Genomic DNA, 18,882 nt, shown 5'->3' on the forward strand with positions numbered 1-18,882 from the left:
GCAACAGGAGATAATAAAGAATTTTTATAAGGAGAGGGAAAATGAAAAAGAAGACAACAAAGTTATTTTCAGCAGCACTTGTTCTTGCAATGTCAGCCAGTGTTCTGACAGGTTGCGGAAAAGGTGCTTCAGGCAGTGGGGCAGCATCAGTTTCAGCGGATGATATCAGTTTTCCGCTGGAAAACAAGGTTACTATCACAGGTACAATCAGCTATCCGTCAGGAACTGAGTCAGAGCCTAACAACAGAACAATCTTCAAGAGACTTGAGGAAGAGACAAACGTACATGTTGACTGGACAGCTATTTCAAATGATCAGTGGGGCGACAAGATCAAGCTCAACATGGCTAACAAGAACACACTTACAGATTTTGTATTTAATGCAGGCTTTAGTAACTCAGACCTTATCAGATATGCTGATCAGGGAGTTATCCTTCCTGTAGAAGAATACATTGACAACAACATGCCTAACCTTAAGGCAGTATTTGATAAGTATCCAGAGTACCGCACAATGTGTGAGGACTCCGAGGGACACATCTGGGCACTTCCATGGATTGAGCAGCTTGGTTCTAACAAGACAGCTATCCAGACAGTAGGTAATAACTTCACTTACATCAACAAGAAATGGCTTGATTTCCTCGGACTTCAGACACCTACAACAGTTGATGAATTCGAAGAAGTACTTAAGGCATTCAAGGAGCATGCTTCAGAGCTTCAGGCTGAGTTTGGTATTGAGGGCGACATCATTCCTATGTCATGCATCATGAACGATCAGGATCCAAGCCTTCTTATTAACGGCTTTGGCGAAGGTTACGGTGACAATGATATCGGACAGCACATTGCAGTTACAGATGACAAGAAGGTTATCTGCACAGCAACACAGGAAGGTTTCAAGTCAGGTATGCAGTGGCTTCATAAACTCTATGAAGAGGGACTTATCGATCCTGAGTGCTTCACACAGGACTGGTCAACTTATGTAGCTAAGGGTAAGTCACACAGATATGGTGTTTGCTTTACATGGGACGTTGCTAACATTGATAACCTTGAAGATTTCGTTCCACTTGCAGCTCTTAAGGCTGATGTTAAGAATGTTACACCTATGAACAGCTCTTTCACATCAGGTTTTGATCGTGGCAGATGCGTTGTAACTTCTAAGTGCGAGAATCCTGCATTCGTATGCGCTTGGCTTGATAAGATGTATGATCCATTCCAGTCACCACAGAACAACTGGGGAACATATGGCGAGGATGATGAGTTTGATATCTTTGAGCTTTCAACAAATGCAAACGGCGACAAGATGCTCAAGCATGCACCTCTTGGCGATGCTTCTCCTGTAGAAGTTCGTGAGGCTGAGTGTGTTGGTGGCCCTCTTGCAATCCTTGATGAGTACTACGGCGTATATGTTACATGCCCTGATGATGCGCAGTACCGTCTTGACTGGATCAAGGAGTACTACACAGACGATATGAACTGCAAGTATGTATATCCTAACGTATTTATGACAGCTGATGATACAGAGGCTCTTACAACTATCCAGACAGATCTTATCAGCTATATCAACTCCAGCAGAAGTAACTTCGTTATGAACGGTCTTACAGATGCTGAGTGGGATGAGTACCTCAAGCAGGTTAATGCATATGGTCTTGATGAGTATCTCTCTATCTACCAGAAATATCTTGATGAGTTCTATAAGTAATTCATATAACCGGAAAGGCAGGGAGGAGATTTTCTCCTCCCTTTTTTTAAAATGAATTTCGGATAATTTCTTTGGACCATGGGAAAAAGAGGAGATTGATACTTTCGATGGGGATGGCTTTTATGCAGCTGTGGGAGCGGATTGGGAAATTGAGCTTACAGATGCTTTGGAATATGTAATGATTTACGGTAAGTGAGGATAGAAATGAGTGATAAGTTAAACAAGGCACGTGAATATGAAGAGAAAAAGGAAAAGATGATCGCCCCTGAAATGAGGCCTCTTTTTCATCTGACACCAAGATGTGGATGGATGAATGATCCTAACGGTTTTAGCCTTTATAAGGGTGAATACCATCTCTTTTACCAATATTATCCATATGAGACAGTATGGGGACCTATGCACTGGGGACATGCGGTTAGTAAGGATCTGATCACATGGGAATATTATCCTGCTGCTATAGCTCCTGATATGGAATATGACAAGAACGGTTGCTTTTCAGGTAGTGCCATTGAAATGGAAGATGGCAGACAACTTCTGGTGTACACAGGAGTTCAGAAAATGGAAGATGAAGATGGCAACATCAGAGAGGTTCAGACCCAGTGTGTTGCTTTTGGTGACGGTAAGGATTATGAGAAGTATGCCAATAATCCTGTAATTGACAGTACTATGCTTCCTGAGGGCGCCGGCAAATATGACTTCAGAGACCCTAAGGTATGGCGCGAAAATGGCAAATACTACATTGTAGTTGGCAATAAAACTGAGGATATCGATGGACAGATATTACAGTTTGTAAGTGATGACGGTATCAACTGGTCCTATGATAAGACTGTTATCAAGAACAACCACAGATTCGGTGTAATGTGGGAGTGCCCTGATTACTTTAACCACGATGGCAAACAGGTTCTTCTCACAAGTCCTCAGGATATGCTCCCTGAAGAGCTTGAGTTCCACAACGGAAACGGCACCTTGTGTGTGATAGGAAGTATCGATGAAAATGGAGAATTCTGCGAAGAAAACTGTCAGGCTGTTGACTATGGTATTGATTTTTATGCGCCACAGACAATCAAGACTCCTGATGGACGAAGAGTCATGATCGGCTGGATGCAGAACTGGGATACATGCGGAATCAGGCGCGATGACTTCCCATGGTTTGGCCAGATGAGTATTCCAAGGGAAATAACTATTAAGGATAACAGACTTATTCAGTGGCCTGCCAGAGAGATAGAGAATTATTACGGCAAAAGAATCAGCAGACAGAATGTACTTATTTCTGATAGTGCTTCACTTTCAAGTATTGAGGGCAGATGCGTAGATATGACAGTAAGAGTCAGATCTACACAGGCAGAACTTTCATATAAAAAATTTGAAATTCGTTTTGCTGATAATGGCAAGGCTTATTCAACGATTGAATATGACCCTGTTGACAATATTGTTAAGATAGACAGAAAGCATTCAGGAAGCAGAAGAGCCATTGTTCATCAGAGAAGATGTAAGGTTGCAGGAAATAAGGGTGAGATTTCACTTAGACTTGTTCTTGACAGATACAGCATGGAGCTCTTCATCAATAATGGACAGCAGGCAATGTCTATGGTAATCCTTACAGATGTCAGAGCTGAAGGTATCAGTTTTAAGGCAGTTGGAGAACTTCTTATGGATGTTACTATGTATGAGCTTGAGAGGAAATAACTTATGAAAAAAGATGTAGTTGCGCTGGGGGAGTTGCTTATTGATTTTACAGGAAGCGGAGACAGCAACCAGGGAAATCCTTTATTTGAGGCTAATCCAGGCGGAGCACCCTGTAATGTGCTGTCAATGCTTCAGAATTTAGGAGGCAGCACAGCTTTTATCGGCAAGGTTGGAAGCGACTTTTTCGGAAGGATGTTAAAAGAGAGAATTGAAAAGCAGGGTATAGACTCTACCGGACTTGTCTTTGACGAGGAGGTAAATACTACCCTTGCATTTGTAAATAAACTTCCAAATGGAGACAGAGATTTTTCTTTTTACAGAAAGCCCGGAGCAGACATGATGCTGACAGCAGAGGATGTTGAGAAGAATGCTGATCTTATCAGGAATGCAGATGTATTTCATCTTGGAACACTGTCAATGACAGACGAACCTGCAAGAGAGGCAACTGTCAGAGCTGTTACAATAGCTAAAGAGAGCGGAGCAGTCATATCTTTTGATCCAAATTACAGAGAACCTTTATGGAAGAACGTAGATGATGCAATAGATGCTATGAAATATGGCTTTGAAAACTGTGATATCCTGAAAATTTCAGATAATGAGATTGAGCTTTTTACAGGCCTTAAGGATATAGAGGCAGGAGCAAGGAAAATAAAGAGAGACTTTGGTATTCCAATCGTGTTTGCCACACTTGGACCTGAAGGAAGTATAGCTCTTTACAAAGATATGGTGATCAAAAAAGACGGGTACAGAAATCCTGCTACTATAGAGACTACAGGAGCAGGCGATACCTTCTGTGCCTGTGCCATAGATTACGTTCATAGAAACGGACTTGATAATCTGACAAAAGACGGATTGTTTGAATGCCTGTCGTTTGCAAACGCTGCGGCATCAATTATAACCACCAGAAAAGGTGCGCTTTCTGTAATGCCAACCAAAGAAGAAATAACAGCTTTTCTAACAAACAAGTAATGATAAGAACAAAGAATATGAGGCTCGGTACATTGTACCGAGTCTTTTTTTGCAAAGGCTTGAATATTGAAGAGTATAGAAGAAATACTTATACTAAGCGTAAGGCATATATATACAAATCGAAGGTTGTCGAGATAATTGAAGTCGATTCTTATGTTGATTTTAGTACGGAGGGAAGGAAAAAGATGAAATACCAATACAAAGAAATGCCGGAATCTATGAAGGGGACATACGGAGAATTTGCAAAAAACTTCGGCTTTGATTGGAAAGAGTTTATTATGGGAATCCCGACGCCGATGTTCCTTGTCACAACATATAAATCTAACGGACAGCCCAATGCTACGATGCAGTCATGGGCAGGGTTTACGAGTGCGAATCATGGATGCGGGTATTACGTGATTCTATGCAGCGTGAATAAGTGTGGACATCTTTACCAAAGCCTAAATGAAAAGAAGGCAGCAGTGCTGAATTTCATGTCTTCTGATTTATACAAAGCCTGCATGAAGACGATACAGAATAATCAGCTCGAGGCAGATGAGATAACTGCATCAGGGCTTACTGTGGAGAAAGCTTCATGGATAGAAGCGCCGATGGTCGCTGAATGTTTCATGAACCTTGAGTGCAAGTATTTGTGGGAGAAAGAAATCGTACCGGGTGATGATCATGTTATGATTTGCCTTGAAGTTGTAGGCGGGCATATAGAGAAGGATTATATAGAGAATATGTTCAGAGACAAAGGGATTCTTTACAATGTCCATTATCCTATAAATCCGGAAAATGTGAAAGAAAAAGGCTGCGATTATGTAGCTGCACTTAGGAAAGTAAATCAATCCTACGAATATTGATCATATACAAGGCAGCGTAATGCTAAAGCAGTGATAAATTCGGATTTACGAAAAGAGAGCTTGAACTCGGATACCTTAAAGTGTCGGGGTTTTCAAACCATAGAATTGTTTATATGCTTGGGATTTCTGAACAGACAGTAAAAAATCATTTCACTCACATATATGAGAAGGCATGGGTTCCCGTAAGAAAAGAATTCCAAGAGTTGTTCACACAGGATAAATAAATGCTTATGAAAAAATCTTTTAAAAAAGCCATTGTCGGAATCATCATATTTAACTGCTTTCTGATAATTGCTGCCATTTGCGGAAAAATACAGAGCAGATTCGTTTATGAAGATCATCTTGATGAGCCTTTGATCACAGTTGATGATACCGAGATTACCTTAAGAGAATTTGGATATTACATATATGAAGTAGAAGAGTTTGTGCAGAACCAGGCTCTTTTGTATGATCCTGAGAATCCAAAGCACTGGTGGAATACCCACTTTTCAGCCGGCATGGATTCTCAGTTTGTCTGTGATTACGCCAAGAAGGTGGCAGTTAGCACTTGTATATCAGATGAGATTTATTATAAAAGAGCTCTTTCTGAAGGAGTTGTATTAAGTAGCGCGGAAGAAAAACAAGCAATGGTCGAAGCAAAGATGCTCTTAAGCAGCATGACCGGGAATCAGCTTGCAAGAACAGGGTTGGATGAAAGCATCCTCACTAATATGCGGATAAAACATGCTCTTGCAGTAAAATATGCCCAATTTCTTGTAAATACCTGTGATTTATCAGGATATTCCGAAGACCCAGAAAAGCTTCTAAACTGGGACGGCGTGTATTATCAAGAAAAGATTCTACCGGAACATACAGTAAAGACTAATGATAAGGTTCTGGATAAAATAACGTTGGGAAAAATAACAGTGAATTATGAGTGATGATATAGTACATTAAATTGTGGGATACTAATAGACCGGGTGCTGAAGGAACTTGAGGCTATGAAAGCAAAGCTTATTATAAAGCTGGATAGCCCTTTACTATTGCTTTTTAAACCTGCCCAAAGAGGGTATTATTGATTTGAAAAGAATTTTGGACAGGGCAGTTGACTTGATGTGGCCGGAAAAGCCATAAAGATGGAATACTGATGGAAAGGAGCTATCTGCTATGTGGAATATAATCATCATTCCGTTCATCGGAACAGCGCTGGGAGCGGCCAGCGTATTTTTGTTTAAAAAAGAGATGGGGCAGAAAATGCAGCGTGCCCTTACAGGTTTTGCATCAGGAGTGATGGTGTCCGCATCTTTTTTCAGCCTCCTACTTCCTGCACTTGATCAGACTGCAGATATGGGAAAACTTGGGTTTCTTCCTGTGTCGGTCGGATTTGGGATAGGTATGCTTTTTTTGTTGGTAATGGATATGGTGACACCCCACATGCATTTGGATAAAAATGAGGAAGGCCCAAGGAGCGGACTTAAGAGAACAACAAAGCTTGTCCTTGCGGTTACTATCCATAATCTACCTGAAGGAATGGCAGTAGGAATAGTATGTGCAGGCTGGCTTTACGGGAACAGCACAATCTCTTTTACGGGAGCACTGGCTCTGGCAATCGGTATTGCAATACAGAACTTCCCTGAAGGCGCAATTGTTTCAATGCCGCTTTTGGGCGAGGGCGTTCCCAAAGGAAAGACCTTCCTTTATGGAGTTTTGTCCGGAATTGTTGAACCCATAGGTGCACTTTTAGTCATTGCTGCATCAGGATTGTTTATTCCGTTGATGCCATATCTTTTGAGTTTTGCAGCAGGAGCCATGATATATGTTGTAGTAGAGGAACTCATTCCTGAAATGTCCGAGGGTGAGCATTCGAATATCGGAACAATATCTTTTGCCATGGGTTTCATACTTATGATGGCCCTGGACGTAGGATTAGGGTGAAGATAGGATGAAATAACAGAGTTGCGTGTAGCTAAAGGGGAGAAGAACCTTATGAAAACAAGAGAAGATGCTCTAAGTGATTCTCCTACAAAAAGAATATATGAGGCAGTAAAGAAAATTCCAAAAGGAAAAGTAGCCACCTATGCGGATGTGGCGGAAATGGCTGGCGATAGGAAGATGGCCAGAGCTGTAGGAAATGCACTTCATAAAAATCCTGATCCAAGTACAATACCTTGTCACCGTGTTGTAAATTCCAAGGGTGAACTTGCCGGAGAATATGCCTTTGGCGGGGCATGGAAGCAGGGGCAGATACTGGAAAGTGAAGGAGTGGAGGTCAACCAGGGCAAGGTGAATTTAGAGAAATACAGAATTAAGCTCTAATGAACTATGAAGTATAAAAAGGTACTATATAATTCCGTATAGGTTTGTGGTAAGGTCAAATTAGGAACAGAGATTTATGTTTGAAAGGAGACCTGCCATGAAGAATATCAGATTGGTTTTGATAGGAGAATTGATACTGTTTATAGCTGTATTTATGCTCAATGTTTTAGGTGGTAGTTGGGGAATGTCTGCAGTCCTTTGGTTCCTTGATTTACCGTCGCTGCTTCTTATAATACTAATCTTCATTCCCGGATTACTGATCATGGGAGAATGGAAAGATTTCTTAAAAGCATTTTCTGTTGGCATCAAGCCCTATAGCCTTTTGGAACTCAAAAACATAATAGGAGCCGTCGAAGCGGCCCAAAAACTTACGGTATATGCAGCTCTTTTTGCAATTATCATATCAGGGGTTCTTGTGATGGGTAGGCTTGACGATCCTTCTATAATAGGCCCCAATCTGGCAGTGTGTTTTCTGGCCGGATTATATGCAGTCATTATCGAGTTCCTGCTCCTTCCGCTAAGGCTTAATGCAGAGCGGAAGATGAATGAAGAAATGGATCTTGGAGAATGATGGAAAAAGAGATAACAAAAGAGCATTATCTCAAAGTTACTCAGAAATTCGGCCTTACAAGGCGTGAGCTGGAACTGGGCTTTCTAAAGGTGTCCGGATTCTCCAACAGAAGAATAGCATATATGCTTGGAATATCAGAGCAGACTGTTAAAAACCATTTTACGCATATCTACGAGAAAGCCTGGGTTCCCGGGAAAAAGGAATTCAAGGAATTGTTTGAAACAGATAATCCTGCATGAATTCTGCAAGAAATGTGTTGACAGCCTTCCAAGGCCTTTGCTACAATCACTTCAATAACATAAGAAAAGCATTGACGGAAAGAGTAGTTTGCGATGAATCATCCAGAGAGAGTAACATTTGGTGGAAGTTACTTATGAGGATAGCAGGCGAAAACCATTCCTGAGCTGTAATGCCCAATTAGTGATTATATCTAACAGTAAGCATTATCGTAGGCCTGCGTTAAAGGATAGGATTTGATAGAATCTGAAGTAAAAAGTTAAGGTGGAACCGTGCGTAATGCACCCTTAAGATCAGTAGATCTTTTGGGTGCTTTTTTTATTCCTTTTTCTTATGTTGTTGCCAAACAGTAAACATTTCAAAAATGAAAGGAGCAACACATCATGAAAGTATTATTAAACGATCAGCAGGTAGTGGAAATGTCTTTTGACAGCAAAGAAGGAAAGAAGGCCTTCTGGCACACAAGCGCCCATGTCCTGGCCCAGGCAGTAAAAAGGCTTTATCCTAATGCTAAATGTGCTATAGGACCTGCAATTGAAAACGGATTCTACTATGACTTTGATTTCGATTTTTCTTTTAACGATGATAATCTCAAGGCTGTAGAAGATGAGATGATGAGTATTGTAAAAGAGTCACTGTCTCTTTCAGTTGAAGACAAGCCAATGCAGGAGGCAATCGACTATATGGAGGAAGTGCAGGAACCCTACAAGCTGGAAATGATAAAAGAGCTGCCTGAGGGCGAAAGGATCTCTTTTTACAAACAGGGAGACTATGTTGAGTTCTGCTGCGGGCCTCATATTGCCAATGTGAGCCAGATCAAAGCAGTTAAACTTCTTTCTGTGGCAGGCGCATACTGGAGAGGCAATGAGCACAACAAGATGCTTACGAGAATATACGGAATCTCTTTTCCTAAGGCATCTTTGATGGAAGAATACCTTCACCAGTTAGAGGAAGCCAAGGCCAGGGATCACAGGAAACTGGGAAAAGAGCTGGAGCTGTTTGCAATAATGGACGAAGGGCCGGGACTTCCTTTTTATTTTCCTAAGGGACTGATCCTCAAAAATCAGCTTATTGATTATTGGAGAAAAATACATATCCGTGAAGGCTACCAGGAAATTTCAACGCCTATAATGCTGATGAAATCTCTTTGGGAGAAGTCGGGGCACTGGGATCATTACAGAGATAACATGTACGTGACGAGCGTGGATGATATGGACTACGCTATTAAGCCCATGAACTGCCCGGGTGGAATGCTGGTGTATAAGTCAAAGTCACATTCCTACAGGGAATTCCCTATAAGAGTTGGAGAACTTGGAATTGTTCACAGAGCTGAGAAGTCAGGAACGCTCCACGGCCTTATGCGCGCCAGATGCTTTACGCAGGATGATGCCCATATCTTTATGAGGCCGGACCAGGTAAGAAACGAGATTCAGGGAGTTATAAGGCTTATTGACGAGGTATATTCAAAGTTTGGATTCCCCTATGAGATTGAATTATCAACGAGACCGGAGAACTCCATTGGAAGTGATGAGGATTGGGAGCTTGCCATAAATTCCCTTAAGGAAGCTGTTGAAGAGATGGGTAAACCCTATGTCATTAACGAAGGTGATGGCGCCTTTTACGGACCCAAGCTTGACTTCCATGTTAAGGACTCCATAGGCAGAACGTGGCAGTGCGGAACAATACAGCTCGACTTCCAGCTTCCACAGCGCTTTGAGCTTGACTATGTGGATGAAAATGGGGAGAAACAACGCCCAATCATGCTTCACAGAGTGGTGCTCGGTTCAATAGATCGCTTCATTGGAATCCTTATAGAACACTATGCAGGAAAGTTCCCGGTATGGCTATCTCCTGTGCAGGTTAAGGTTCTTCCCGTGTCAGATAAGTACCTGGAATATTCAAAAGAAATAGTAAAGGCCCTGAGAGATAAAGATATCCGCGTAGAACTCGATGATCGCAATGAAAAACTTGGCTATAAGATAAGAGAAGCCAGAATGGACAAAGTTCCTTATATGGTTGTTATCGGAGAAAAAGAGCTTCAGGCAAACATGGTATCTGTCAGAGCCAGAGATTTAGAGCCGGATAAGGCGGATATAGGGCTGATGTCTTTGGATGAGCTAATTAAAAATATCGATAAAAAATAACTTGATTATTGATTTCAATACACTACTGTGGTAACGTATTAAAAACACATAATTTTTGCTGGGAGGAAAGTATGGGAACACAGATAGTTATTGGAATCGTAATCGTATTGTATTTGGCCATGATGATCCTCATCGGTGTTGTCTTCTCAAAGGGGAACGACGATGCAGGTGATTTCTATCTTGGTGGAAGAAGGCTGGGGCCTTTTGTGGCTGCCATGAGTGCTGAGGCTTCCGATATGAGTAGCTGGCTGCTATTGGGGATACCGGGACTTGCATATTTATCCGGTATGGCAGATGCTACCTGGACAATAATCGGTCTTGCAATTGGAACATATCTCAACTGGCTTTTTGTGGCAAAAAGGCTCAGAAAGAGTACTGAAAAGCTTGGGGCAATCACTATCCCTGAATACTTTGCCGCCAGATATAAGGATGAGAAAAAGATAATTACTCTCATTTCAGCGGTGATTATTGTCATTTTCTTTATTCCATACGTTGCATCAGGGTTCGCAGCCTGCGGAAAGCTATTCAACACGTTGTTTGGAGTTGATTATCTTTTTGCAATGATCGTAAGTGCCATTATTATTGCGCTATACTGCTCACTGGGCGGATTTAAGGCTGTGTGCATGACAGACTTGGTTCAGAGTATTGCTATGACGTTGTCCCTGATAATCGTAATTTTCTTCGGAATAACTCAGGCAGGTGGATGGGATGCAGTAGTAGAGAATGCCAAGTCCCTTCCGGGATATTTCAGCATTACGCAGATTCACGATCCTGTTTCTAAGAGCGCAAGTCCATATGGAGTGCTGACAGCGTGTTCAATGCTGGCATGGGGACTTGGATACTTTGGAATGCCACATATTTTGGTTCGTTTCATGGCTATTGAGAATGAAGATAAGATCAAGATTTCAAGAAGAGTAGCCAGTGTATGGGTTGTTATTGCCATGTTTGTGGCTCTTTTAATTGGTGTTATAGGCCTTGCCATGAGTTCTAATGGTGCTATTCCGGTTCTCGAGGGAAGTGGAAATGCAGAGCGAGTTATAATCTACATCACAAACCTTATGAGCACCTACGGAATACTGCCTGCTATAGTTGCAGGTATTATCCTTTCAGGAATCCTGGCAGCTACAATGTCTACCGCGGATTCACAGCTTCTTGCATCTGCATCGGCCATATCATCAGACCTTATTCAGGCTTTCGGAAAAAAGAAATTGGATGACGAGAATCAGGTTAAGGTAGCCAAGGTTACTGTTATCATCATATCAATAGTAGCTATCTTCATCGCAAGGGATCCTAATTCATCTGTTTTCCAGATTGTATCATTTGCCTGGGCAGGTTTTGGAGCAGCATTTGGCCCGGTTGTTCTGCTTTCTCTTTTCTGGAAGCGTTCAAATCTATATGGAGCTCTTGCCGGTATGATCAGTGGAGGAGCTTTTGTATTCATTTGGAAATACGGAATTGCAAAGCTTGGAGGAGGATTTGCTATCTATGAACTTCTTCCGGCATTCCTTATTGCACTGATTGTGAACGTCGTGGTCAGCCTTGCAACAAAAACTTCAGATACCTAACAAGAAAGCCAAGCCTCGTGCTTGGCTTTTGGCAACATTACTCAGTATAGGTATGCTGCTTGAGCGAAAGTTTATTGAACCTCAGAATATATCTGGGGTTCTTTTTACACTACAAAATCAATGTTATACTATGGCTTGTATTCTTGGAAAAACAATCCAGAAATTTATGATTTGTAAAATGGAGAATAAAATTGAACAATAAATCTTTTGATTCAAAAAGAATAGCCTATGGGTATGCAAAAAGACCCTGGCTTCACAAATCAGTAATAAAGCAGCTGCAGATAGACTGTAATCTGGTAGCAGATTTCACCTTCAAAAATGGTCTTGATGTTGGCTGCGGTGCAGGTCTTTCTACCAAGGCGCTGAGACTTATATGTGACAAGGTTACAGGAACGGATATAGCAGATTCCATGGTAGAAGTTTGCAAGGAATTATATACAGACGACAAAGCTTATTCTTTCTATGTGGCTAAGGCAGAGGAAACCAGGATTCCGGATGAGAAGTATACAATCGTAACGGCAGCAGGCTGCATCAATTGGGTGGATGAAAAAGTCTTCATGGAAAACATGAGGGAAGTACTTGCGGATAACGGCCTCATCGTTATCTACGATTTTGGAATTACAAATCGTATGGTAGAAAGCGACGCCTACACTAAGTGGTACAACGACGAGTACCTGGCAAGATTTCCTAAGCCACCAAGAAAAGAAAACAAGTGGACACAGGAAGATCTGCCACAGGGCTTTACCATGGAGAAACAGACTGAGTATGACATGGAATATTCTTTTGATCTTGAAAAGTTCGTTGATTTCATGCTGATTCAGTCAAATGTAAATGTTAAAATTGAAAGTGGTGAAATTAGTCCTGAAGAGGCTAGAAGTTGGATGATGGAATCTCTTTCTCCTATTTTTGAGGGAAAAGAAAAGCAGCTTATTTTCAGTGGCTATAGTTGGTATATCAGAAAGAATTGACAGGAGGATAGCCCTTGAGACAATTATTCGAAATTGATCTAAAAGACTATAACAACAATGCCAAGGTTTTCAAAAGGCCATCTGCTCGAGCTATCATCATGAAAGATGGCAAGCTTGCCCTTGTTTACAGCAAGAAAGAGCAGTACTACAAGTTTCCCGGCGGCGGAATCCGGGAGGGCGAAGACAAGGTGCAGGCCCTTATTCGTGAGGTTCGTGAAGAAGTTGGAATGGTGGTCATTCCGGAGAGTATCACCGAATTTGGAAGCGTTCTTAGAAGACAGAACAGTGAGAAAGATGAGAACAAAGTCTTTGAGCAGGAAAACTACTACTATTTCTGCGATGTACAGGATGAAGTCCTCTCGCAGAAGCTTGATACTTATGAGGATGAAGCTGGATTCGAGCTTAGAATAGTAGATTTTGACACCGCTATTGAAACCAACGACGTTTATTCTAGTGAGGATTCTTTTAACCACGTCATGATAAAGAGAGAGCTTCGTGTGCTAAGGCTTCTTAAGACTATGAGTGATGCCAGCAAAGAGGTCTGGGATCTTTTCGACAGAGATGGTAAAAGAACTGGTGAAACCTTTGTAAGAGGCCGCGAAAAGAAAAAGAACATACCCGAGGGCAGATACCATCTGGTAGTTGATCTTCTAGTACTCCACGAAGACGGCACATATCTTTTGATGAAGAGAAGTGAGTGTAAAGAAGTTTATCCTGGCTATTGGGAGGCCAGCGCTGGCGGATCGGCTCTTTCAGGAGAAGACCCTGAAACTGCAGCAAGAAGGGAACTTCTTGAAGAGACAGGCCTTATTCCTGATTCTCTGGAACTTGTGGGAACTCTTTTCAAGGATGCCAGTAGAGCTATGTTCTATTCATATATTGCCAGGGTTAGTTGCGACAAGGACAGCATAGTCCTTCAGGAAGGTGAAACCACTGACTACAAGTGGGTAGACACAAAAGGGTTCTTAGAATACGTGGACTCAGACAAGGCTATCGAATCCCACAACGATAGGTTTAGGAGCTATATTGATGGGCTACGGAGACTGAGTTAAGGCCAATTTCAAGTGCAATATGATAGAGGAAAGTTGAGATTATATCATGGATGATATTTGGTTTTGGATTGTGGCAACAGTAGCTGCCTATTATATCAAGGGACTTTGCGGCTTTGCCAACACCCTTGTTTTTACATCTATTATGGCCTTTGGAGCCAATAACGTAAATATTTCCCCGGTGGAGCTGGTTTTGGGCTTTCCCTCCAATCTGGTTCTCACCTTTAAGAACAGGAAAAAGCTTAATCATAAGGTGTGGATTCCACTGGCTATTCTTGTTCTTGTAGGAAGTGTTCCGGGAGCATTGATGCTCAAGAACATAGATGTTACAAAGGTTAAAATATTCTTTGGAATAGTAGTTGTACTTCTTGGAATTGAGATGCTTCTTCGTGAAAAAGAAGTTCTTAAGGTTCGAGAGTCTTATTTCATACTTATGGTCATAGGAATTATGTCCGGTGTACTATGCGGATTATTCGGAGTGGGAGCTCTTTTGGCTGCTTATGTTGGAAGAGTTACTAAGAGCAGTGATGAGTTTAAGGCTAATATCAGCGCAGTATTTATTGTTGATAATATATTCCGAATGATTCTGTACAGCATCCTTGGTATTATTTCTTTTTCCACGCTGAAAAGCTCTGCTATCCTTATGCCAATTATGCTTCTTGGCTTGTTTGCAGGCATAAAGAGTAGCCAGATTCTGGATGAGAAAAAGGCCAGACATCTGGTGATAGTTCTTTTGATAATATCAGGAATCAGCATGGTGATACTGAATATATAGGTGACTTCGGAGCGCGTGTTATAAACGCAGTAATGATCTACGGAGAAGTTATGGGGATTTGATTATGGCAGACAGCATAGACAGCAGCAAATATAAGCTTGCCCAGGCGATGAAAGAGTGCATGAAAACCACAACTGTGGAGAACATAACTGTTAAGCAGGTTGTGGAAACCTGCGGAGTTTCAAGGCAAACCTTTTATCGCAATTTCATTGATAAATATGACCTTATAAACTGGTATTTTGACAGGCTACTTGAAGAGTCTTTTAACGAGATGGGAAGCGGAGAAACGTTAAGAGACGGGCTTATCAAGAAGTTTAAATACATCAGGCAGGAGCGTGTGTTCTTCCAGGCTGCCTTTAAGGTGGATGAACAGAATAACCTCAAGGAGCATGATTTTATTATGATCTTTGAGTTTTACTGTAGACTCATTCGGGAAAAGACAGGGAATCTTCCCGATAAAAAGACAAGAAAGCTTCTGGAGATGTACTGCCAGTCATCCATATACATGACTGTTCAGTGGGTTCTAAAGGGAATGAAGGAATCGGAAGAGGAACTGGCGGAGCTTATGATTGAGGCAATGCCGGCTCATCTGGAGAAAAAGTTTAAGGAAATGAATATCCTGTAATGGAACAAATCGGCTCAAGTGTAACTTACATTAAAGCCGCCATAATGCTATGCTTTTTATGGATTGTTTTGATCCGTGTAACGTAAAAAAGTTTTTTGGAGGACATGTATTATGGCAAACAGAATTTCTTTAAACGGAACATCTTATCATGGCGCAGGCGCTATTTCAGAGGTTGTTAATGAGTTTAACAGCCGCGGCTTTAAAAAGGCTTTTGTAGCATCTGATCCTGATCTTATCAAATTTGGCGTAACTGCTAAGGTTACAGACCTTCTCGATGGAGCTAAGATTCCTTACGAGATTTATTCAGACATTAAGCCAAACCCAACTATAGAGAATGTTAAAAACGGTGTTGAAGCCTTCAAGAAGTCAGGCGCTGACTGCATCATCGCTATTGGCGGCGGATCATCTATGGATACTTCAAAGGCAATCGGTATCATCATCACAAACCCTGAGTTTGCTGATGTTCGCTCACTTGAGGGCGTAGCTCCAACCAAGAACCCTTGCGTTCCAATCATCGCAGTACCTACAACTGCCGGAACAGCTGCAGAGGTTACAATCAACTACGTTATCACTGACGTAGAAAAAGAGAGAAAGTTCGTATGCGTTGATACTCACGATATGCCTATCGTAGCTATCGTTGATCCTGAGATGATGGCATCAATGCCTAAGGGACTTACAGCTTCAACAGGTATGGACGCTCTTACACATGCTATCGAGGGTTATACAACAAGAGCAGCCTGGGAGATGACAGATATGTTCCATCTCGAGGCTATCAAACTTATTTCCAAGAACCTTAGAGGCGCTGTAGAGAATACCAAGGAAGGCCGTGAAGGAATGGCTCTTGGTCAGTACATCGCAGGTATGGGATTCTCAAACGTTGGTCTTGGAATCGACCATGCTATGGCGCACACTCTTTCAGCACACTATGACACACCACACGGCGTTGCATGTGCTATGTTCCTTCCAATTTCAATGGAGTTTAACCGTGAATACACTGGTGAAAGACTTCGCGAAGTAGCAAGAGCTATGGGAGTTGAAGGCGTAGATAACATGAGCCAGGAAGAGTACAGAGATGCAGCAATTGCAGCAGTTAAGAAGCTCTCTGAGGATGTTGGTATTCCTAAGACTCTTGACAAGATCAAAGAGGAAGACCTTGACGTTCTTGCAACAGATGCTCTTAACGATGCATGCTATCCAGGAAACCCAAGAGAAGCAACTAAGGAGCAGGTAATCGAAATGTTCCGTATGCTTATGGCATAATTTAGACCAAATAATAGGCCTCATCAGACTGAAAACAGTTTGATGAGGCTTTTTCTTCATATTTAGAACACTTTGTATTCATGTTTAACATCAAATTTCTTTTCTATGGCATTCATCATGATATTCATGGCAAGATTAGCCTTTTTCTCGATATCATGGTGAATGTTTTTTATTGCGGGAGAGTAATAATTTCCGGCATCTTCACTGGTTATTACCAGCATATCTTTGCATTTTGCATTCTGCTTAATTATCATTCCAAGCTGTGTTCCGTAGACAAGGACTTTTTTACCATCCAGAACAGAAAATCCTTTTTCTTCCAAATCCGAGAAAAAGAGGGACTTCCCTTTAGGAAGAGAAGAAATCAGATAATCGTTATATTTACTATTGCTGTATTTATCAGTTACCAGATAAAAACCATCCCCAAGTATTTCCGAAGCTGCCCTGGAAATACTCTCCATATCAGTGTAAATCTGATAGAAAAGAAAATCGTTGATCATCATATCAAGACAGAGAATGGGGATAAAGTACTGTCCGGACATCTGCTTGAATACAGATTCTTCCAGATCTATAGCTATTATGCCATCCAGTCCTTCTACGGGTTTCTGGTACTCAGAAGATGATTCTAAAGGAATCAACTGGCAGTTAAAACCTATTCTAAAAAATCTACCGGCTAGAAGGTTGATCAGGGACATTATCTCCATATTCCTTGAAGGAGTATCCGGTCTTAGGGTGTACATTACACCTATAGTATATGCGCCCTTTCTGGCGTCTATATTCTTATACTTCTCAGGAATACTGTAATTTAGAAGGTTAGCCACCTGGAGAACCTTTTTTCTGGTTACATCACTTATCTTAGTATCCTTTTTGTCGTTGAGTACATAGGAAACCGTAGCTACCGATACACCGGCCTTAGCAGCAATATCTCTGACGGTAGCTTTTTTTTCATTAGCCATATTAAGAGTTCCTTTATGAATTATTAGGTTAACAAGTTAAGTTAATAATATCAAAGCCTTTAGATATTGACAAGAGATTTTCAAAGTGTTATTACTAATTTAACAGTTAAGTTAACAAACTTAACAAAACGACAGCACCTATAGAATGGGAGGGAAATCATGAAAAAGAATGCATTTTTAACAAAGACTCTTGCAGGAACAATGGCAACACTTCTGATAATCAGTGGACTTACAGGGTGCGGAGCAGCTAAGGCTAGTGACGCTACTAAGGAAGAGCTTACGATTACATTTATGAATCAGGATCAGACTCTCGGAACAGCTACAGCATACGTGGATGAGCTTCTTGACAAGGCTTCCTACGAGGCTTTCGAGCAGGTAGAGGATGCAGAGTTTAACGGATGGTTTGAGACTCCGTCATTCCTTGAATCCAGTAAAAAAGATCTTTCTACAGATACTTTTGAAAAAGATACTACTCTTTATGGTGATTTTAGAAGCAATACAGTAGCAGAAGATACAAGGCACTGGTACATCGCAGGAACATCCACAAAAGGCGCACTTAAACTTAATAACTGGGCAGGAAGTCTTAGCGACGAAGAAAAGGCTTCTTTTGAGCTTACACCTACAGGAAACAATGTAAATGAATTTTCTCTTACAATAGACCTTTTCGAAGGAGATCAGTTCCAGGTTATACATGACTGGAAGTGGGACGGACAAAAAGGCTATGGCAAGTTCACAGATATTGATGAGTCTCAGATGGAGAATGCAGGAGGCCTTGGAGGAACTGCAGATACATCAAATGTTCAGGTTTTAGTTGATGGAAACTACACAATCACTCTTACAACAAACCCTGATAATCAGGCCCAGGATACTCTGAGTATTGTGAGAAACTCAGATCCTCTGACAGATGGTGAAGAAACAGAAGAGGAGCCATTTGAAGTAACAGAGAACACAAAGGTTTTCGTAAAGGGAAGCTGGGTTGCAGACTGGTCAGAACTCAAAGAGCTTGAGAGAAAAGATGGTGCTGACACCTATACTATCGAAATGGAACTTAAAGCAGATACAGAGCTTTGCTTCTCAGTATTTGAAGGAGAGGAAGATACCGGCCTTGTACTCAAAGAAGAAAATGTAACGGCTGGTATGGATCTTTTAACAGAAAATGGAAACAACGTGAAAATTTCTGCAGACGGAACATATACATTTACAGTAAATCTTGATGATATGACTGTAGAAATTGCTAAATAAGAGG

The 18,882-nt window shown here is 41.4% G+C and carries 17 protein-coding genes, 2 pseudogenes and 1 other annotated feature; of the genes and pseudogenes, 18 read left to right on the plus strand and 1 reads right to left on the minus strand.

Features of this window, described 5'->3' with window-relative positions; translation table 11 throughout:
• Window positions 1-41: 41 nt before the first annotated feature.
• The 17 genes and pseudogenes from G613_RS0112015 to fucO all read left to right on the plus strand — a co-directional run bounded on the left by G613_RS0112015 (window position 42) and on the right by fucO (window position 16,683).
• Window positions 42-1,694, plus strand: coding sequence for an ABC transporter substrate-binding protein (locus tag G613_RS0112015; RefSeq protein ID WP_013281096.1), 1,653 nt, complete (start codon window positions 42-44; stop codon window positions 1,692-1,694).
• A gap of 204 nt (window positions 1,695-1,898) precedes the next feature.
• Window positions 1,899-3,380: a glycoside hydrolase family 32 protein gene (locus tag G613_RS0112020; protein ID WP_026661993.1), complete on the plus strand. Its 1,482-nt coding sequence runs from the start codon at window positions 1,899-1,901 to the stop codon at window positions 3,378-3,380.
• A 3-nt stretch (window positions 3,381-3,383) separates the two neighbouring features.
• Window positions 3,384-4,349: a carbohydrate kinase family protein gene (locus G613_RS0112025; protein WP_029232869.1), complete on the plus strand. Its 966-nt coding sequence runs from the start codon at window positions 3,384-3,386 to the stop codon at window positions 4,347-4,349.
• Window positions 4,350-4,534: 185 nt separating this feature from the next.
• Entirely contained in the window at window positions 4,535-5,194 is a 660-nt protein-coding gene (locus G613_RS19530) for a flavin reductase family protein (RefSeq protein WP_242826144.1), read from the plus strand.
• Window positions 5,195-5,250: 56 nt separating this feature from the next.
• Window positions 5,251-5,418, plus strand: a pseudogene (locus G613_RS20220) (LuxR C-terminal-related transcriptional regulator); the annotation flags it as partial.
• Between the two features lie 6 nt (window positions 5,419-5,424).
• On the plus strand, window positions 5,425-6,114 hold the full coding sequence (locus G613_RS0112035; protein WP_155828083.1) for a hypothetical protein: 690 nt from the start codon (window positions 5,425-5,427) through the stop codon (window positions 6,112-6,114).
• A gap of 226 nt (window positions 6,115-6,340) precedes the next feature.
• Entirely contained in the window at window positions 6,341-7,108 is a 768-nt protein-coding gene (locus tag G613_RS0112040; RefSeq protein WP_029232872.1) for a ZIP family metal transporter, read from the plus strand.
• 72 nt (window positions 7,109-7,180) lie between these two features.
• Window positions 7,181-7,489, plus strand: a pseudogene (locus tag G613_RS0112045) (MGMT family protein); the annotation flags it as partial.
• A 97-nt stretch (window positions 7,490-7,586) separates the two neighbouring features.
• A complete protein-coding gene (locus tag G613_RS0112050; RefSeq protein WP_029232874.1) occupies window positions 7,587-8,060 on the plus strand; it encodes a hypothetical protein in 474 nt (157 codons plus the stop codon).
• On the plus strand, window positions 8,060-8,299 hold the full coding sequence (locus G613_RS0112055) for a helix-turn-helix transcriptional regulator (RefSeq protein WP_029232875.1): 240 nt from the start codon (window positions 8,060-8,062) through the stop codon (window positions 8,297-8,299). Before G613_RS0112050 ends, G613_RS0112055 begins: the two co-directional genes overlap by 1 nt.
• Window positions 8,300-8,361: 62 nt before the next feature.
• Window positions 8,362-8,589: a binding site (T-box leader), on the plus strand.
• A gap of 91 nt (window positions 8,590-8,680) precedes the next feature.
• Window positions 8,681-10,441 (plus strand): threonine--tRNA ligase, encoded by a 1,761-nt coding sequence (gene thrS / locus G613_RS0112060; RefSeq protein WP_029232876.1) that lies wholly within the window; start codon window positions 8,681-8,683, stop codon window positions 10,439-10,441.
• A 71-nt stretch (window positions 10,442-10,512) separates the two neighbouring features.
• On the plus strand, window positions 10,513-12,006 hold the full coding sequence (locus G613_RS0112065; RefSeq protein ID WP_029674893.1) for a sodium/proline symporter: 1,494 nt from the start codon (window positions 10,513-10,515) through the stop codon (window positions 12,004-12,006).
• Window positions 12,007-12,197: 191 nt separating this feature from the next.
• Complete coding sequence (locus G613_RS0112075) at window positions 12,198-12,974, plus strand: class I SAM-dependent methyltransferase (RefSeq protein WP_029232877.1); 777 nt, start codon at window positions 12,198-12,200, stop codon at window positions 12,972-12,974.
• Window positions 12,975-12,988: 14 nt separating this feature from the next.
• A complete protein-coding gene (locus G613_RS19695) occupies window positions 12,989-14,026 on the plus strand; it encodes an NUDIX domain-containing protein (protein ID WP_196805060.1) in 1,038 nt (345 codons plus the stop codon).
• 46 nt (window positions 14,027-14,072) lie between these two features.
• On the plus strand, window positions 14,073-14,798 hold the full coding sequence (locus tag G613_RS0112090) for a sulfite exporter TauE/SafE family protein (RefSeq protein WP_029674895.1): 726 nt from the start codon (window positions 14,073-14,075) through the stop codon (window positions 14,796-14,798).
• A gap of 64 nt (window positions 14,799-14,862) precedes the next feature.
• Window positions 14,863-15,423, plus strand: a complete 561-nt coding sequence (locus G613_RS0112095) for a TetR/AcrR family transcriptional regulator C-terminal domain-containing protein (RefSeq protein WP_029232879.1) — start codon at window positions 14,863-14,865, stop codon at window positions 15,421-15,423.
• A 111-nt stretch (window positions 15,424-15,534) separates the two neighbouring features.
• Complete coding sequence (gene fucO, locus G613_RS0112100) at window positions 15,535-16,683, plus strand: lactaldehyde reductase (RefSeq protein ID WP_029232880.1); 1,149 nt, start codon at window positions 15,535-15,537, stop codon at window positions 16,681-16,683.
• A gap of 62 nt (window positions 16,684-16,745) precedes the next feature.
• Here the strand turns inward: fucO and G613_RS0112105 are convergent, their stop codons facing one another.
• Complete coding sequence (locus G613_RS0112105) at window positions 16,746-17,636, minus strand: LacI family DNA-binding transcriptional regulator (protein WP_029232881.1); 891 nt, start codon at window positions 17,634-17,636, stop codon at window positions 16,746-16,748.
• 159 nt (window positions 17,637-17,795) lie between these two features.
• Between G613_RS0112105 and G613_RS18740 the strand changes: the two genes are divergently transcribed.
• Window positions 17,796-18,878, plus strand: coding sequence for a hypothetical protein (locus G613_RS18740; RefSeq protein ID WP_029232882.1), 1,083 nt, complete (start codon window positions 17,796-17,798; stop codon window positions 18,876-18,878).
• The last annotated feature ends 4 nt before the right edge of the window (window positions 18,879-18,882 follow it).

The sequence above is a fragment of the Butyrivibrio sp. VCB2006 genome, assembly GCF_000420945.1.
Lineage (GTDB): Bacteria > Bacillota > Clostridia > Lachnospirales > Lachnospiraceae > Butyrivibrio.